Source organism: Nonlabens xylanidelens, from assembly GCF_002934445.1.
In the GTDB taxonomy this organism is placed as follows: domain Bacteria; phylum Bacteroidota; class Bacteroidia; order Flavobacteriales; family Flavobacteriaceae; genus Nonlabens; species Nonlabens xylanidelens.
Map to the genome: position 1 here is coordinate 68,349 of NZ_PTJE01000005.1, position 16,697 is coordinate 85,045.

The 16,697-nt window shown below is 34.9% G+C and carries 13 protein-coding genes; 7 read left to right on the forward strand and 6 right to left on the reverse strand.

The genetic code is table 11. The features are described from left to right. The first annotated feature begins 195 nt into the window (after positions 1 to 195). On the forward strand, positions 196 to 2,649 hold the full coding sequence (gene priA / locus LY01_RS10905) for a replication restart helicase PriA (protein WP_104515889.1): 2,454 nt from the start codon (positions 196 to 198) through the stop codon (positions 2,647 to 2,649). A 145-nt stretch (positions 2,650 to 2,794) separates the two neighbouring features. On the opposite strand, the gene LY01_RS10910 is transcribed toward priA, so the two are convergent. Beyond that, positions 2,795 to 3,499 carry a LytR/AlgR family response regulator transcription factor gene (locus LY01_RS10910; RefSeq protein WP_104515890.1) on the reverse strand — a complete coding sequence of 235 codons (705 nt, stop codon included), beginning with the start codon at positions 3,497 to 3,499 and terminating at the stop codon, positions 2,795 to 2,797. Positions 3,500 to 3,938: 439 nt separating this feature from the next. Here LY01_RS10910 and rpsF point away from each other — a divergent pair, with 439 nt between their 5' ends. The 4 genes from rpsF to LY01_RS10930 all read left to right on the forward strand — a co-directional run bounded on the left by rpsF (position 3,939) and on the right by LY01_RS10930 (position 5,624). Further along, positions 3,939 to 4,283 carry a 30S ribosomal protein S6 gene (gene rpsF, locus LY01_RS10915; protein WP_104515891.1) on the forward strand — a complete coding sequence of 115 codons (345 nt, stop codon included), beginning with the start codon at positions 3,939 to 3,941 and terminating at the stop codon, positions 4,281 to 4,283. A 3-nt stretch (positions 4,284 to 4,286) separates the two neighbouring features. Further along, positions 4,287 to 4,583 carry a 30S ribosomal protein S18 gene (rpsR, locus tag LY01_RS10920; protein WP_104515892.1) on the forward strand — a complete coding sequence of 99 codons (297 nt, stop codon included), beginning with the start codon at positions 4,287 to 4,289 and terminating at the stop codon, positions 4,581 to 4,583. A gap of 18 nt (positions 4,584 to 4,601) precedes the next feature. Then, positions 4,602 to 5,051 (forward strand): 50S ribosomal protein L9, encoded by a 450-nt coding sequence (gene rplI, locus LY01_RS10925; protein WP_104515893.1) that lies wholly within the window; start codon positions 4,602 to 4,604, stop codon positions 5,049 to 5,051. A gap of 78 nt (positions 5,052 to 5,129) precedes the next feature. Beyond that, positions 5,130 to 5,624: a DUF6495 family protein gene (locus LY01_RS10930; RefSeq protein ID WP_104515894.1), complete on the forward strand. Its 495-nt coding sequence runs from the start codon at positions 5,130 to 5,132 to the stop codon at positions 5,622 to 5,624. A gap of 82 nt (positions 5,625 to 5,706) precedes the next feature. Here LY01_RS10930 and LY01_RS10935 read toward each other — a convergent pair whose 3' ends face one another. The 4 genes from LY01_RS10935 to LY01_RS10950 form a co-directional block, all read right to left on the reverse strand. Next, on the reverse strand, positions 5,707 to 6,297 hold the full coding sequence (locus tag LY01_RS10935) for an NUDIX domain-containing protein (RefSeq protein WP_104515895.1): 591 nt from the start codon (positions 6,295 to 6,297) through the stop codon (positions 5,707 to 5,709). 71 nt (positions 6,298 to 6,368) lie between these two features. Further along, positions 6,369 to 7,673, reverse strand: coding sequence for an amidohydrolase family protein (locus tag LY01_RS10940; RefSeq protein WP_245890705.1), 1,305 nt, complete (start codon positions 7,671 to 7,673; stop codon positions 6,369 to 6,371). Positions 7,674 to 7,683: 10 nt separating this feature from the next. Beyond that, complete coding sequence (locus LY01_RS10945; RefSeq protein WP_104515897.1) at positions 7,684 to 10,644, reverse strand: amidohydrolase family protein; 2,961 nt, start codon at positions 10,642 to 10,644, stop codon at positions 7,684 to 7,686. 215 nt (positions 10,645 to 10,859) lie between these two features. Then, positions 10,860 to 11,918, reverse strand: coding sequence for a DUF3810 domain-containing protein (locus LY01_RS10950; RefSeq protein ID WP_104515898.1), 1,059 nt, complete (start codon positions 11,916 to 11,918; stop codon positions 10,860 to 10,862). A 96-nt stretch (positions 11,919 to 12,014) separates the two neighbouring features. On the opposite strand from LY01_RS10950, the gene LY01_RS10955 reads away from it, so the two are divergent. Continuing rightward, entirely contained in the window at positions 12,015 to 13,187 is a 1,173-nt protein-coding gene (locus LY01_RS10955) for a GlmU family protein (protein WP_104515999.1), read from the forward strand. A 430-nt stretch (positions 13,188 to 13,617) separates the two neighbouring features. Here LY01_RS10955 and LY01_RS10960 read toward each other — a convergent pair whose 3' ends face one another. Then, a complete protein-coding gene (locus LY01_RS10960) occupies positions 13,618 to 14,016 on the reverse strand; it encodes a hypothetical protein (RefSeq protein WP_104515899.1) in 399 nt (132 codons plus the stop codon). A 103-nt stretch (positions 14,017 to 14,119) separates the two neighbouring features. On the opposite strand from LY01_RS10960, the gene LY01_RS10965 reads away from it, so the two are divergent. Then, the gene (locus tag LY01_RS10965) at positions 14,120 to 16,516 is read left to right on the forward strand and encodes a zinc-dependent metalloprotease (RefSeq protein WP_104516000.1); all 2,397 of its coding nucleotides are present in this window, start codon (positions 14,120 to 14,122) and stop codon (positions 16,514 to 16,516) included. The last annotated feature ends 181 nt before the right edge of the window (positions 16,517 to 16,697 follow it).

A 16,697-nucleotide genomic window follows, 5' to 3' on the forward strand; every position in this document is an offset into this window, starting at 1 on the left:
AAGGTAGTAAAGCTGTGTTCTAATTGTATATGCTATCGATCTAGTTTTCTCAACATGTTTTTAACAGTGATATTTATAGTGTAAATAGTTTTGATGGAGGTCTCGCTTTCGCGAAAGCGGAACTATTAAAAACTACTATATAATTTTTCTTACTGTGGCTTTAAATGTAAAAAGAGCTTCTTATTTTTACATCTTATGCAACACTTCATTGATGTCATATTACCGCTTCCATTAGAGCGCTTTTTTACCTACACTATTAACCCTGCAGAATCTGAGTTTCTTAAACCTGGAATGCGAGTGGCTGTGCCGTTTGGTAAATCAAAAATCTATACAGGTATAGTGCATAAAGTCCATCAAGAAAACACAGCGACTTATGAGGTAAAAGACATAGAGTTTATAATAGATGAGCAGCCGGTGGTAACTGCAGGTCAACTCAAATTTTGGGAATGGATAGCCTCTTATTATTTATGCGCTGTAGGAGAAGTAATGAGGGCGGCGTTACCTAAATCTTTTCTATTAGAAAGTGAAACTATAATACTCAAGAAAGATTCTGGTTCTATAGAAGAACTAGATCTAGACGATCGTGAGTACTTGGTTATGGAGGCTCTTAATAATCGCAATGCATTAAAAGTGCAAGAGGTAATGGATATTCTGGACCGTAAAACGGTTCTTCCTATACTTCAAAAAATGATTAATAAGGACTTGATCCTCTTGCAAGAAGAACTTTACAGTACTTATAAAGCAAAAAAGAAAAAATTCATCTACTTACATCAGGATTTTAAAGAAGAAGATGCACTTAAAACCCTTTTAGATACGTTAAGTAGAGCGCCTAAGCAAAGGGATGCTGTCATGACTTTATTCATGATGCAAACTGGAGCGACTAAGGATATTGCAAAAAAAGATCTTATTGAGCGTGCAAATGTGACCAGTACTGTCATTAAAAGTCTTATCAATAAAGATATTTTAATAGAGATAGAAAAAGATGTAGATCGAGTTAAGGATGATGTAGAAGATGGTCAGGATTTATATAATCTTAATGAAGACCAGGTAAGTGCCCTAGCGCAAATTAAATCTAGTTTTAAGATTAATAAAACGGTATTGTTGCATGGAGTGACTTCTAGTGGTAAAACGCAGTTATATGTGCAGCTTATTAAAGAACAATTAGAAAAGGGGAATCAGGCACTTTATTTACTTCCTGAGATAGCGCTTACTACACAATTGATATCTAGGCTCAAAGCTTTTTTTAAGCACCAAGTGTTGGTTTATCATTCAAAATACAACCTTAATGAAAGACAAGAAGTCTGGCATCATGTTCTAGAACAAAAAGAACCTTATGTTATTATAGGAGCGCGTAGTGCGATGTTGCTGCCTTTTCAAAAATTAGGACTTATCGTTATTGATGAAGAGCACGAGAGTAGTTTTAAGCAATTTGATCCAGCCCCTAGATACCATGCAAGAGATGCTTCTATTGTTTTAGGGTACATGAAAAAAGCAAATATTCTTTTAGGTAGTGCTACACCATCTTTAGAGAGTTATCACAATGCAAGTACGGGAAAGTACCAGTTGGTAGAGCTTAAAAGGCGTTATGGTAATGTTCTTATGCCCGAAATTAATATGGTGAATATTAAAGAAAAGCATAAACGTAAAAGAATGAATGGTCATTTTTCTGATACGCTTATTGAGCATATGACAGAGGCTTTTAAGGATAAAAAGCAAGTCATTTTATTTCAGAATAGAAGAGGTTATGCGCCTATTATGGAGTGTGATACTTGTGGACACGCACCACAGTGTCCTAATTGTGATGTTAGTCTTACGTATCACAAATATAAAGGTCAGTTAAGATGCCATTATTGTGGTTACCACACATTTGTCCCTAAGGAGTGTCCTGCTTGTTCAAGTACAGCTATAGATACCAAAGGATTTGGGACAGAGCAAATAGAGCAGGAGTTTAGAATGTTGTTTCCTAATCATACGGTGGCGCGTATGGATCTCGATACTACCAGAGGTAAAAATGCCTATGAAAAGATAATTAATCAAATGGATTCTGGTGAGATAGATTGTCTGGTAGGTACACAAATGATTACTAAAGGGCTAGATTTTAGAAATGTAAGTCTCGTAGGTGTTCTTAATGCAGACTCTATGCTTAATTTTCCTGATTTTAGAGCGCATGAAAGGTGTTTTCAATTACTTACTCAAGTAGCTGGTCGTGCAGGTCGTACTAAAGAAAGAGGCAAAGTGTTGATACAGAGTTATAATCCAGATCATATGATTTTGCAACAGGTCAGTTCTTATGATTATGGTACTATGTATAGGGAGCAAGTAGAGGAGCGTTATCAATTTAAATATCCGCCGTTTCAACGGTTAATTAAAATCACTTTTAAACATAGAGATTATCAGACCACACTAGATTCTAGTCAGTGGTTCGTAGATGCTTTAAACCAGATACCACATGGAGTAGTGGTGTTAGGGCCAGAGTTTCCTGCTGTATCTCGTGTGCGCAATTTGTATAATATAAATGTGATTATTAAAATGAACAGACAGCAAAAACCTGATGTTATTAAAAACTATATCACCAGAGTTAAGAAGAGTTTTGAATCTATTAAATTGTATAGGTCTGTACGTTGTAATATAGATGTAGATAGTTACTAGGCTATTGGTTGTTGAGAGTCCGCTTCCGCGAAAGCGGAATTAAAACAAGTATCTTATAAAATAAAAAGCTTTCTAGATGGCATTTTTAATACAATAAAAAGCCACTCTAAAGAGTGGCTTTTTATTGTATAAATGAAATATGTAACTAGAATTGAGATAATGCCTCAACCAGTTCTGATTTTCTATTGCGACTTAAAGGAAGTACCTCAGAGCCTAATTCTACGGCTTTAGAGTTGAATTTTTCTACTTTTCTTAGATTTACGATATATGATTTGTGAATACGTAAAAAATCTTCGGATGGTAGAGTGCCTTCAAATGATTTCATAGTAGAAAGTACGATAAGGCTGTCTTCATCGGTAATTAGTTTTACATAATCACCTAGAGCCTGTATGTATCTTAGTTCTTTAAGGTATACTTTACGTTTTTTAAGGTTACTCTTTACAAAGATGAATTCACCACGATCTTCGATCATTTCTGTCTTCATCTTGTGAGATAGAAGAGCGCGCTCTACAGCATAAAGAAAACGATCTTTCTTAATAGGTTTTTGTAAATAATCTATTGCGGCATAATCAAATGCCTTAAATGCATACTTAGTCTGACCAGTAACAAAGATAACACCTGGTTTTTCAGTAATATCGTCTAAAAGATCAAACCCTGTCAGGATAGGCATTTCAATATCTAAGAAAATTAGATCAACGGTAGTTTCCTTTAAGGCGGCTTTAGTTTCTACAGCGTTACTAAATTCACCTACTAATTTTAAATTAGGGTGACCTTCTATCATCTTTACGATAGCTAGTCTCTGTATACTAGAGTCGTCAACTACAAAACAGTTAAGGATGGTGTTACTCATTATTATTTATCAATAGTTATAAGACAATATTAAACTGTTTACAGATGAAATACAAGTTAATTTATCTTTTTGTCGGATATTTTAACGACTTAGCGAATTTATCACGGTTTTAATAATATGTAAATATTTAGTTTGTAGTATTTTAGGTGTGTATTTCGTCGATGTTTTTAATGAAGATAATTTTGGTCTTCATTAAATGAATGTATGAAATTACTGAAAAACAAGTCTTTAGATAACTTTATATTTAACTTATGTTAAGTAAATAATCTTTTATCATTCTTTAAAAGCTGTTTAACTTTTGTTTTTAATTGTGTTTTGAAAGTTTTTTTTAAATGATGTTATAATAAGGTAATGAATAATAAGTAATAATGGTTTAAAGTAAAGTTGTGTGTATAAAGGAAAAAGAGTATTTTTGCAGCCGTTTAAAACAATATTAATTATGAATCAATACGAAACTGTTTTCATTTTGAATCCCGTTTTATCTGATGATCAGGTAAAGGAAACAGTAAAGAAGTTTGAAAATTTCCTTACTGACCGTGGTGCTAAAATGATAGCCAAAGAAGATTGGGGCCTAAAAAAACTGGCTTATGCAATCGAAAACAAAAAAAGTGGTTTTTACCACCTTTTTCAATTTGACGTACCTGGTGAGGTAATCAACGACTTCGAAGTAGAATTCCGTCGTGATGAGCGTATCATGAGATACCTTACTGTAAAACTTGACAAGTATGCTGTTGAGTGGGCAGAGAAGAGAAGAGTGAAAATGTCTAAAAAATCTAAAGCTTAAAACATGGCATCATTACAACAACAAGCTAAAGGAAAGAAAGATGGTGACATCCGTTACCTTTCTCCTTTAAAGATCGAGACTCAAGAAAGAAAGAAATACTGTCGTTTCAAACGTAGTGGTATCAAATACATCGATTATAAAGATGCTAATTGGTTATTCGGATTTGTAAATGAGCAAGGGAAATTACTTCCACGTCGCCTTACAGGAACTTCTTTAAAATACCAACGTAAAGTAGCAGTAGCTGTAAAACGTGCTCGTCACATCGCTATCATGCCTTATGTAGGTGATTTACTTAAATAATAAAATCAGATTAACAATATGGAACTTATATTAAAGAAAGATGTAGAACATTTAGGTTTTACTGACGATTTAGTGAGTGTTAAGCCTGGTTATGGTCGCAACTTCTTAATCCCTAATGGTATGGCTGTAATGGCTACATCTAGTGCTAAGAAAATGCTAGCCGAAACACTTAAGCAAAGAGCTCATAAAGAAGCTGCAAATGTAAAAGCTGCTCAAGAGCAAGCTGATCAACTTGCTGCTCTTGAATTAAAAATAGCTGCAAAAACTGGTGACGGAAACAAATTATTTGGTTCTATTACTACTGCAGATGTTTCTGACTTACTTGCAAAGAACGGTATCGAAATAGAGAAGAAATTCATCTCTGTTGCTGGTGGTTCTATCAAGAGATTAGGTCAGTATGATGCTGATGTACGTTTTCACAGGGATGTGACTGCTAAAGTTACTTTTACTGTTGTAGAAGATAAATAAGACTTATTCTTATCATTATAAAGCCGTTTCATTAGATTGAAACGGCTTTTTTAATTTCAACTTTTAATTAAGGGTTTTATGAAATATAGAAGACTTACTAAAGAACAACTGGATGAAATGCATCCAGAATTCATTAACTTCCTTGCTACTCAAACTATTACAGCCAAAGAATGGGATGATTTAAAAACTAATCAACCAGAAGTAGCAGAGCAAGAAATAGACGTATTCTCTGACCTTGTCTGGGAAGGTGTTCTAAACAAAGCAGAGTTTCTAGAACATATATCTGCTAGGACCATGAATTTATTCTCTCTAGGAGAAAAAGAAATGGAATTGATATCAATTATGGTAGGAGACGAGCTAATTGATATAACCACACCAGAAGGTTATCAGTGGCTTCAAAAAAACCTGCTCGATGATGAAGTGAAAATTTTTACTGCAAAAAAAGCGTATGGAGAAGATCCTAATGCTGATAAATTTAAACTGATTGAGTCTGGTGCAATTATTACCAAAGGTCAATTGTTCAACTACTTTGACGACCTGATGGAGCTAGGTAAAGAAACTAATGGTTTCTAAATATGAAAAGAATTTATTATAACAAAAGCCGACTCTCATGAGTCGGCTTTTGTTATTTAATAATGCTAGGTGTTTACTTATTCTACAAGTTGATTTTATTATACTGAACCTTATTCAACAAATACCATTGTAAACTTATAATACTTATAGAATTATTGAAAAATCGATTATTAAGCTTCTGTTTAATGTCGTTTCTAGGTATTTTAATTAATTCTATATCTTCATTTTCTGAAGTAGCGCCTCCACCTCGTAGTGTTTTTTGACTAGAAGCAACTTCACCATAAAAGATGCTTATTTGCTCTGACAGCATTCCAGGTGATGGAAAGTATTCTATTATAAACTCAAGGCTTTCTATTTCATAGCCTATTTCTTCCTTAACTTCTCTAATAGCAGCTTTCTCTGCCGATTCATTTTTATCAATAGCTCCGGCTGGTATTTCTACGATCCAGCCTTGATCACGACGCGAACTAGGATAGCGGAACTGACGTATAAAAAGAAAGCTATCGGTATCTTTTTCATAAAGTAACACAGCAACCGTATTACCACGGTCTAAGGCTAGGCGAGTGCTGTTAATCTCTTTTTTACCATCAAAGCTATCTTGAGTAACTTGAGCCTTATATATTTTAAGAAACTGATCAAATACTTTCTCTTCTTGGTTTATGGTATGTTTCATACTAGATAATTTTAAATAAAAAAATCGTCCATTAAATGAATAATGAACGATTTGATATACTATAAATGAGATTATCTTTTAATCTCAGCGCCAAATTTATTCATGTAACGCTCATATAATTCTGTTTGATGAGAATTAAGAGAAATGTCTCTACCGTCTATAAATGCACGTGTAATTTGGTTACCACGCATGTCTAGCGCATTTCCTTTAGAAATGAATAGAGTAGCACTTTTACCTTGCTCTAAAGAACCATATTCTTTATCGATACCTAATATTTGTGCAGGTGTAAGAGTGATCATTTTTAAAGCCTGTTCCATATCCATTCCATAACCAGCAACGGTACCAGCATAGAAAGGGAAATTACGTGTTTGGTGTCTTTCCATATCTCCAGAATTTTCTAGACCTACCATAACGCCTTTGTCAGCTAGTAGTTTAGGAAACTTATAAGGCATGTCAAAGTCTTCATCTTCACGAGAAGGAAGACCGTGTACACGACCTGCTAGAACAGGAATATTCATTGCAACAAGTTCTGTTGCTACTTTATCACCTTCACGACCACCTACAATAACAGGTTTCTTAATTCCGTTTGCTTTAATAAATTTCAAAACATCTCTGATGGCTTTTTCTCCATCTACATGGATGTAAAAATTCTCAGTACCATTAATAGCAGGTTGTAATGCAGCATATTTTAAGTTTAAACCAACTGGTTTTGTCGTTGCATTATAGGCCTTTGCATTATTTAAGAAATCTGTTAATTCAGTAACTTGCTTTTCGTAATCTTTACTAGGCTCTATAGGTCCTGGCTCATACCATGTACCAGTTCTTCTAAAACTAGATGGCCAGTTTACATGTACACCTTCATCCGTACGTATAGAAGCGTCTTCCCAGTTCCAAGCGTCTAATTGTACGACACTAGATTTTCCAGAAATACGACCTCCACGAGGTACGATTTGAGCGATAAGTACCCCATTAGGTCTCATAGACTCTATCACTTTACTCTCTGCATTATAAGCGATAATAGATCTTATGTGTGGGTTATAGGTTCCCATCTCACGCACGTCAGAACTCGCGTTTACCGCATCTATTTCTACTAGACCTATAGTGGCATTCATAGCAATTAATCCAGGATAAACATGCATGCCAGATGCGTCTATTCTTTCTCCTTTAATATCCATTTTAACCACTGTCGCGTCTGCAATTGCAGTAATAGTACCGTTTTCTAAAACTATTATAGAGTTATCTATAACCTCACCATTACCTATGTGGGCAGTGGCATTCATAATCGTGTAAATACCTGTTTGTGCAGGTGCTGGTGTCTGTTGTGCAGTTGCAGTCATGGCAAACAAGGCACAAATCGTATAAAATAAGTTTTTCATTGTCTTCATATTACCAGTGAATAGTTTCGCATTCATATAATGTTTTGTCTTTCTTTTTAGGCGTCTGGGTTTTCATCCCTTTGTTTTTGGCCATGATCATTTCATTAACAAGTTCTTGTCTTTCTGCTTTTATGCTTTCGCGAAAGCGTAAGTCACGTTCTTTATCAAAAAACACAATTCCATCTATCATTGTGATTTCTGGCCTAGCAGTCACGCTCAATGGATTAACATTCCATAAAACAAGATCTGCATCTTTTCCTTTTTTGATACTACCTGTACGGTCATCGATGTGTAAAAGTTTTGCAGGGTTTAAAGTCACAAACTTCCATGCATCTTCTTCACTAACGCCACCATATTTCACAGCTTTTGCAGCTTCTTGGTTTAAACGTCTAGACATCTCAGCATCATCAGAATTAAAAGCAACTACCACACCTTGCGAGTGCATAATGGCACCGTTATAAGGAATAGCGTCATTCACCTCATATTTATAAGCCCACCAGTCGCTGAAGGTAGATCCACCTACGCCATGTTCGGCCATTTTATCTGCTACTTTGTAACCTTCTAAAATGTGTGTAAATGTGTTGATACGGAAACCGTGTTTCTCTGCTACTTTCATTAACATATTGATCTCACTTTGTACATAAGAGTGGCAAGAAACAAAACGTTCACTTTCTAAAATTTCTAGAAGTACTTCCATCTCTTCATCATAACGGAAGTCTTTACTTCCTTTAGCATTTGCATAAGCACGAGCTCTTGAGAAATAATCTTCAAAAACTTGTTCTACACCCATTCTAGTTTGTGGGAAACGCACACCATTTTGATAACGAGATTGTTTTACATTTTCACCTAGAGCAAATTTGATAAATTTAGGAGAGTTAGAATAGATCATCTCGTCTGCTTTGTAACCCCATTTTAATTTAATGATAGCGCTACGACCACCTATAGGATTTGCACTACCGTGTAGTAGTTGTGAGGTAGTAACACCACCAGCAAGGTCTCTATAAATATTTACATCTTCATGGTCTACAACGTCTTCTATGGTAACCTCTGCAGTAGAGTTGTGACCAGCCTCATTTACACCATTATCTATAGCGATGTGACTGTGCTCATCAATTATACCACTAGTTAAGTGTTTTCCTGTAGCATCTATTACTCTTGCATTACCAGCACTTAGATTTTTACCTATTTTAGATATCTTACCATCTTTAACGAGTACATCCGTATTTTCTAAAATACCATCTTTCTCATTAGTCCATACTGTAGCATTGCGGTATAAGATAGTTTCTTCGGTAGGTTGGGTTTCACTACCGTAACCTACGTTAGGAAAAGTCATGCGACCCATTTTTTTGATTTCTTTAGAATCGCCTTTTTTATTTCCATCCTTACCATTTGTTTTTGAATCTGTAGGTTCTTTTACAGCTACAAAGGCAGGTTCCTGACCATTAGGTAGGTAAGCGATACCATGAAAATTATTATCATCACTTATTACACCTAATAATCTGGTATAAGATTTATCTTCTTTATCTTTTTGAGTAGTGATAATATTGATCCAGTTACCGTCATAAGTTATTTTAGAACCTAGAGTCGTACTGTCTATTTTTACCGTAGATTTTTTACCGTTTCCTTTAATAGATATATCATATTTTACTCCATTTAAGGTAGCTACATAAGAGCCATCAATATCTTTAATGCTTCTGTTTTTGATTACTTGTTTAGATCCTTTTACCCAGTTTTCATAGATTTCTGTGTCGTCTTCAAATAATTTTCCAGATGTAATAATGAAGTTTGCTAGTTTTCCTTTTTCAAGAGTACCTACCATATCATTTACTTTTAAGATACTTGCCGGAGTAGTAGTAAGAGCAGCTAAGGCTTGATCTTCAGTAAGACCATATTCCATAGCTATTTTTAATTTCTTCATTAATTCTGCAGGAGATTTTAAGTCCTTAGTAGTAATGGCATAAGTAATACCAGCTTGAGATAACATCATTAAGTTACCAGGAGCTTGTTTCCATTCTCTCATGTCACCTAGGTTTACAAACCACTCTAGATTAGGGTTAGAAACATCATATGCATTAGGGAAGTTAATAGGTACAATTAGTGCCGCGTTAGTTGCTTTTATATCTGCTATCATTTCATAAGCATCTTCTCCACCTACGATAACAAATTGTTTACCTACACGATCACCCAGTTTGTCTACTCTTAGTACATTCTTTTTATCTCCAGCTTCAATTATCTGAACAAGATTTTTCTTTGTGTTTAATGCTTCTAGAGATAGATCTTTTGTTTTAGAATGTCCATTTGCATACCAGTCTGCATCAAAATGTGTCTGACGTAATAAAGCCAGCGCACCCATAAGAGATGTAGGATAACTCTGTCTAGACTGACGGCTTTTACTCAATGAAAAGAAGTTACCACTCTCTTGTTTAAGAATACGGTCTGCATCAGTTCCTGTGTTATCTAGAGCGATTAACATACCATTACCACGAGCGATACCATCTTGAAAGTGAGTTTGTACGGTACCAAAACCGGCATCAATATACTTCTTAGCTTCTTTAGAGTCGTATTCAAAATGATCCATAGCGCTTTGTTCTGCTCTTATGTGATCATTCCAGTAATATCCTTTGCGACCTTCGTCATATTGCGCTGTTCTACTACCAGCAGCTCTTTTAGGAGATTTCATAGCTATGTTTCCATAAGACTCTATAAAAGAAGGGTAAATGTAATTACCTGCAGCGTCTTCAATAACAGCATTTTTAGGAATAGAAATACCACTACCTATAGCTTCTATCTTACCATTTTTAATGATAATAGTACCATTAGATATCATTTTACCAGGACTGGTTATTATGGTAGCGTTAGTAATTGCACGAGTGACATTGCTTACCGCACTTATGTCATCGTTGTTAGGAAAATACTCTTGAGCCTGCATGGAAAAACAAGCTAAAAGCATGAGAGATAATAATCTTTTCATGAATATAGGTTTAGTCCATAAAGATAGATCAAAGTCCTATAAAGTCGTTTCTTAAAGATTTCATAAAAAGCTAATAGTTATATGAGGTAATTAACAAATGTGTTCTGTATAATCTCTTCCGTTTTTTTTATGACGTTAAACGGTATAAAGTCCTTGTGTCTAACTTATACTTCATAACTTAAAGAGAGAAAACTCACCGATGCAGTAGTCTAGATTTACTTATAATAATTAACTAATAAGGCTACTACATAGCTATAGGTCTCCATACCACCAGGTTGATTATTAGCTTTTAAATAAGTATTGTAAGTAGCTTGTGATACATCTTCTATAACTCCTTCATATTGGACCCAGAAATCTCGCAACTCTTTATAATTCTTAAAAATACCATCTTTAATTATAGGTCTTATTTCTTCGTAAGCTGCTGGATCACGGCGGTACAAGTCATTAATACAATAGCGTAAGGCAAAAATACTCGCGCTGTATTGAAAATGAAGGTCGTCATGATTCATACCTGCTATTATGGCTATAAAATTGGCTTCGTTTTCCTTTGCAAACCCTAACTGGTGAGACATTTCATGTAAAGTAAGGACTGGTGTTTTATAGTTGTTGATCCAGGCATTAGTATGCGCCTCTCCAGTAATAGGGTTTAAATAACCGCTGTATCCCATGTAAGAAAGTGGCATGGTGAGCAATGATTTTTTAATACTCGCATTTCCATAATCCAGTGCAGGGTAAACATGATTTATCTTTTCAAAACCCTGTGGTGCGAGATCAAAAATTTCTGACTGAGAACGTGTAAATGTGACTGGTAAGGAATCTATTTTTTGTAATTGCTCGTGTAATTTATTAGAGGTGTAAACCAGTTGTTGTACCACGGTTTTCAGTTCTTCGGTAGTGTACTCGTTATCTAGTTCTAGTACTTTGTGCAGTGGTTCTCTGTAATAATTAAAACCCCACATGCAATGAAATAATGCGATAATTATATTTAGGGAAAGGAATAGTTGTGTGTACCGCTTTCGCGAAAGCGAGATCAAATCCTTCTTACTTATCCACAACCATCTTATGATCATGATAATAGCAATGCTGTACACAAGATCGCCAAAGGAGAACGGCAACCAGCCTAACCCAAATCTCATAGCTTTGGATATATAAGGATAAATACCTGTGCTATATAACGACTCTACTACAGCGGGAAAAAACCTTAAACTGTAATAAAATGCAAGTTGTGCTAATAGTAGAAATAGGGCAAGAAGTAAGGATCTATTTTTATGCATAGGGCTAAGTTATTAATTAAAGTAGAATAAGTAGGAAATGAAAATGTAAAATGAGAATAGTTTTACGACCTTTGAATTCTGAAAAGAATGACCATCATGAATTTTATCCTAGCAGACTTTAATAAACACCAAGCATTATTACCTTTTACTTATACACGACCTACTTGCGAGATACGTTGTGGAATTATTACACTACGTGAGAAATGGGAAAAGCAACTAGGAGAGAGCGTGAGTTTCCAGACAGAGGACTATTTACAGGCTAAATATCCACTGGTAGAGACAGATGATAATGTAGTAATCGCAGGAAATGTGTTTGCAACTGCTTCATTGTGTAAAGCTATTAAAGCATTAAAACCTCAACAGAAATTACTAGCAGGAGATGCTATAATCGCTTATAGAGTTAAAGATTTACATACCCCTACTATAGAGTTAGAACAGGTACTTTTCTTAGAAGAAGAGGTAGATGCTATTAATTTTACTTGGGATATTTTTTCTAAAAATGGAAAAGCTCTAGAGGCAGATTATGACCTTATTACACAAGGTAGAAAATCGCAGCCTATACCAGCAACGGTTCAGTCTATAAATGAAGACCGCATTTTTATTGAAGAAGGTGCAAAATTACAGTTTGCTATCTTAAATGCTTCTACTGGTTCTATATACATAGGTGAAAATGCAGAGGTTATGGAAGGTTCGATCATACGTGGTGCATTTGCTTTATGTAACAATAGTGCAACAAAGTTAGGGACTAAAGTATACGGACCTACTACGGTAGGACCACATTCTAAGATAGGTGGAGAGGTGAGTAATTCTGTGATTTTTGGTTATTCTAATAAAGGACATGAAGGTTTCTTAGGAAACTCTGTTCTAGGAGAATGGTGTAATATAGGTGCAGATTCTAACACAAGTAACCTTAAAAACAACTATGCCGAAGTAAAACTATGGAATTATGAAACCAGCCGTTTTGCAAAAACAGGATTGCAGTTTTGTGGTCTCATGATGGGTGATCATTCTAAGTGTGGTATCAATACTATGTTCAATACAGGGACTGTAATAGGAGTGAGCGCAAACATTTATGGAGCTGGTTATCCACGTAATTTTATTCCATCCTTTAATTGGGGCGGTCCACAAGGTAATATGACCTATAAAACTAATAAAGCATATGAAGTGGCCGATGTGGTTATGAAACGTCGCGGTCTTTCATTAGAACAAATCGATATCGATATTCTAGATCAAGTTTTTGAGAAAACTGCTCAGTATCGCAAGGATTAATTATGAATTTTATATAAATTGGAATTACTGATACACATACTATCGTGGATTTTTCTACTACTATTATCCGTAATTCCATTTTTAATTCTTCAAAGTATTTTAAAGAGAAATAATCTAAAATTTAAGTTTTGGATTTATTTTATATTCACTTTAATAGTAGGCTCGGTTATCATTTCATCTTTTGCTTATTATGTTCATTTATCAAACGGTTTTTTACTAACACATTACGGTTATAATAATGATGGCATATCAATATCTGAAAGATTTACAGATGTTTCAACGAACAATAATGAAGTCATTGAAAATCTATTGATTTCTCAATCAGGAATAGGATGGCCTTTGAAAGCAGTTTTTGGAATAATCTTTTATATGCCGTATTTACTGATAACTTACCTCTTTTATCTAATTTATTTTAGATATAGAAGAAGGATTAATTTACCCTAACATAGCGCTCACCACAAGGTTCAATGCACAAGTGTGAAATTTCTATCGTATCTGCATCAATAAAAATGTAGGTTCCTATACAATTTTCTACATCGATAGTTGTGGTCATTACGTCATAAGTACCGGTGCTTGTAGCTTGTGTCAAACTACCGAAGCAGAAACTTACATTACAATTCACAACACCTTGATCTGTAAAATTTAAACTTTTACCACTAGCTGGTTGAAAGGTACCGCTACCATCGCCAGGATCTGCAAGAGTTGCAGTTAGATTCCAGTTTCCTACTATACTTAACGGTGTTATACTGTCATTACCATCATCATTATTGCAGGAGATGAAAGCTATTGCAATAGTTAAGATCATTAAAATCTTCTTCAAGTATTTCATGGCGGTTGAGTTTATAATAAGATGCAAATCCTAATAATAGGTTGCGTGGTTAGATTCATTTTTTATTTTTATGATTTATCTTTCTGACCTTAAATACCTATACATGAAAAGCACCTGTTATATTTTCTCTTTGTTTTTATTTGTTTCCGCTTTCGCGAAAGCGCAATCTACATCTAACACTCAACAATTTACAGGCTATTATAACTTTACTTATCAAGAAGATAAAGGTAGTATAACGCTAGTGGTCAAAGATCTAGATAAAGAGTTTCTATATGTACATTCTTTAACTAGTGGTCTAGGATCTAATGATATAGGACTGGATAGAGGTCAATTAGGTGGTGGTGTCGTAGTAAAATGGGTGAAGAGTGGTAATAAACTATTACTCATGCAACCCAATTTAAAATACCGTGCGAGTTCTTCTAATGTTGATGAAAAAGCATCTATTGAGCAGGCATTTGCAAGATCGGTATTATTTGGTTTTGAAATTAAGGAATCTAAAAATGGTGCTTATACCATTGATTTGACACCATTTTTAATGCAAGATGCTCACGGCGTGGCAAAACGTTTAAAAGATCGCAGACAAGGAACATATAAACTTGATAAATCTCGTAGTGCTTTATGGATGGAGAATACCAAGAGTTTTCCAAAGAATTCAGAGTTTGAAGCTATGCTCACTTTTACAGGTACACCTACAGGTCGTGATGTAAGAAGTGTTGCGCCAGATGCGAGTAGTATATCTGTAATTCAACACCATAGTTTTGTAAAATTACCAGATGCTGGTTATGAACCTAGAGAATTTCATACACGTAGTGGTTCTTTTTATACCAGTTATATGGATTACAGTACACCAGTTTTTGAACCTATACAGAAACGATTTATTACCAGACATAGACTAGAAAAGAAAAACCCTAATGCAGCACAAAGTGAAGCTGTTGAGCCTATTGTTTATTATCTCGACCGTGGTACACCAGAACCTATACGTGCAGCATTATTAGAAGGTGCAGGATGGTGGAACGAGGCTTTTAAAAGTGCTGGTTATATAGATGCTTTTCAGGTAAAAATGTTACCAGAAAATGCAGATCCTATGGATTTGAGATATAACGTGATTCAGTGGGTACATCGCAGTACACGTGGCTGGAGTTATGGCGGTAGTATAACCGATCCACGTACAGGAGAAATTATTAAAGGTCATGTAAGTCTAGGTAGTTTAAGAATAAGACAAGATTTTTTAATCGCACAAGGTTTACTTAAAGAACCTTTTAAGAATAGTGATGATAATTATAAACCTATGATGGAAATGGCGCTGGCTAGAATCAGACAGTTAGGCGCTCATGAAGTAGGTCATACACTAGGTTTTGCACATAATTTTGCCGCAAGTGTAAACGATCGCGCTAGTGTTATGGATTATCCGCATCCTAAGTACGACATTCTTAACGGTGCGATTTCTCTAGATGATGCTTATGGAGTAGGTATGGGAAGTTGGGATGACCTGATCGTTCAATATTCTTATGGAAATCCAAATGGTAACCAGTCTGAGTCAGCTTATTTAAAATCTATTATTAAAAAGGCTGATTTTGCAGGTTTAAAATTCATATCTGACAGTGATGCAAGAGCTACTGGTGGTGCGAGTGCGAGTGGCCATTTATGGGATAATGGATCTAGCCCTAGTGAAGAGTTGGATCATATATTAAAAGTACGTGAAATTGCAATGAATCAATTTTCTATTCATAACATAAAGTCAGGTGAACCTCTAAGTGTTTTAGAAGATGTTTTTGTACCAGTTTATTTTGCACATCGTTACCAAGTAGAGGCTGCAGTAAAATTAATAGGTGGAGTAGAGTATGGGTATTTAACTAAAGACGAGTCACAAAATTTTAAAGTAGTAGATGTTACATTACAACGTCAGGCTCTACAAAGTATCTTGAGAAGTATAGAACCTGAAACATTAAAGATACCAAGTTCTGTTCTCCAATTATTCCCACCAAGAGCTTATGGGTATGGAAGAACTAGAGAAAGCTTTAAGTCTGAAACTGGTGTCAGCTTTGATGCACTTAATGCTGCAGCAACTAGTGTAGATATGACTTTTGATTTATTGTTCCATCCGCAACGTGTGAATAGAATAGCAACGCAGAATTCAACAAGAATGAGCGGCAATAATGATAATTACTTGGACTTATCTACTGTGATTAAAGGTGTATCAGAGATTGTTTTTGATTCTAATAATGGAATTGATTCTTATGAAACATCCATTGCACATAGAAGTCAAGAATTGTTCTTAAATCACTTAATGAATCTTATAGCAAGTACGCGAACTAATATAGAGGTAAAAGCTGCGGCAAGAAATGAGTTGAATTCTATTGAAAAAGAGTTGAATAAGCGTGATTCTTTTGAAAACCAACTACTTTCTCAAATTAAAAATTTCAACACGCATCCAGAATTATTTAAAGTAAAGCAATTACCTAGCATCCCTGATGGTAGTCCGATAGGATTTGATTACTAGAGTATTTTGGTTAACATGAGGTTTATGAACTGATCTTTTTGAAATATTAATCAATTCAAAAGGATGATTGTTTATTGTTGATTATTCAACTATTTCAACTTGTTGTTATCAATTTATTGTTTAATCTGCTTAAAATGTCTGTTTAATTAGGGTATCATCAAAGGATTCTTAATTTTGCAAG

What these genes read in the sequence shown, in the direction of transcription:
- LY01_RS10945 (WP_104515897.1), bottom strand. Translation starts at nt 10,644, where the DNA reads ATGAAAAGATTATTATCTCTCATGCTTTTAGCTTGTTTTTCCATGCAG.
- LY01_RS10935 (WP_104515895.1), bottom strand. Translation starts at nt 6,297, where the DNA reads ATGAAACATACCATAAACCAAGAAGAGAAAGTATTTGATCAGTTTCTT.
- LY01_RS10910 (WP_104515890.1), bottom strand. Translation starts at nt 3,499, where the DNA reads ATGAGTAACACCATCCTTAACTGTTTTGTAGTTGACGACTCTAGTATA.
- LY01_RS10965 (WP_104516000.1), top strand. Translation starts at nt 14,120, where the DNA reads ATGAAAAGCACCTGTTATATTTTCTCTTTGTTTTTATTTGTTTCCGCT.
- LY01_RS10930 (WP_104515894.1), top strand. Translation starts at nt 5,130, where the DNA reads ATGAAATATAGAAGACTTACTAAAGAACAACTGGATGAAATGCATCCA.
- LY01_RS10960 (WP_104515899.1), bottom strand. Translation starts at nt 14,016, where the DNA reads ATGAAATACTTGAAGAAGATTTTAATGATCTTAACTATTGCAATAGCT.
- rpsF (WP_104515891.1), top strand. Translation starts at nt 3,939, where the DNA reads ATGAATCAATACGAAACTGTTTTCATTTTGAATCCCGTTTTATCTGAT.
- rplI (WP_104515893.1), top strand. Translation starts at nt 4,602, where the DNA reads ATGGAACTTATATTAAAGAAAGATGTAGAACATTTAGGTTTTACTGAC.
- rpsR (WP_104515892.1), top strand. Translation starts at nt 4,287, where the DNA reads ATGGCATCATTACAACAACAAGCTAAAGGAAAGAAAGATGGTGACATC.
- LY01_RS10940 (WP_245890705.1), bottom strand. Translation starts at nt 7,673, where the DNA reads ATGAAAAACTTATTTTATACGATTTGTGCCTTGTTTGCCATGACTGCA.
- LY01_RS10950 (WP_104515898.1), bottom strand. Translation starts at nt 11,918, where the DNA reads ATGCATAAAAATAGATCCTTACTTCTTGCCCTATTTCTACTATTAGCA.
- priA (WP_104515889.1), top strand. Translation starts at nt 196, where the DNA reads ATGCAACACTTCATTGATGTCATATTACCGCTTCCATTAGAGCGCTTT.
- LY01_RS10955 (WP_104515999.1), top strand. Translation starts at nt 12,015, where the DNA reads ATGAATTTTATCCTAGCAGACTTTAATAAACACCAAGCATTATTACCT.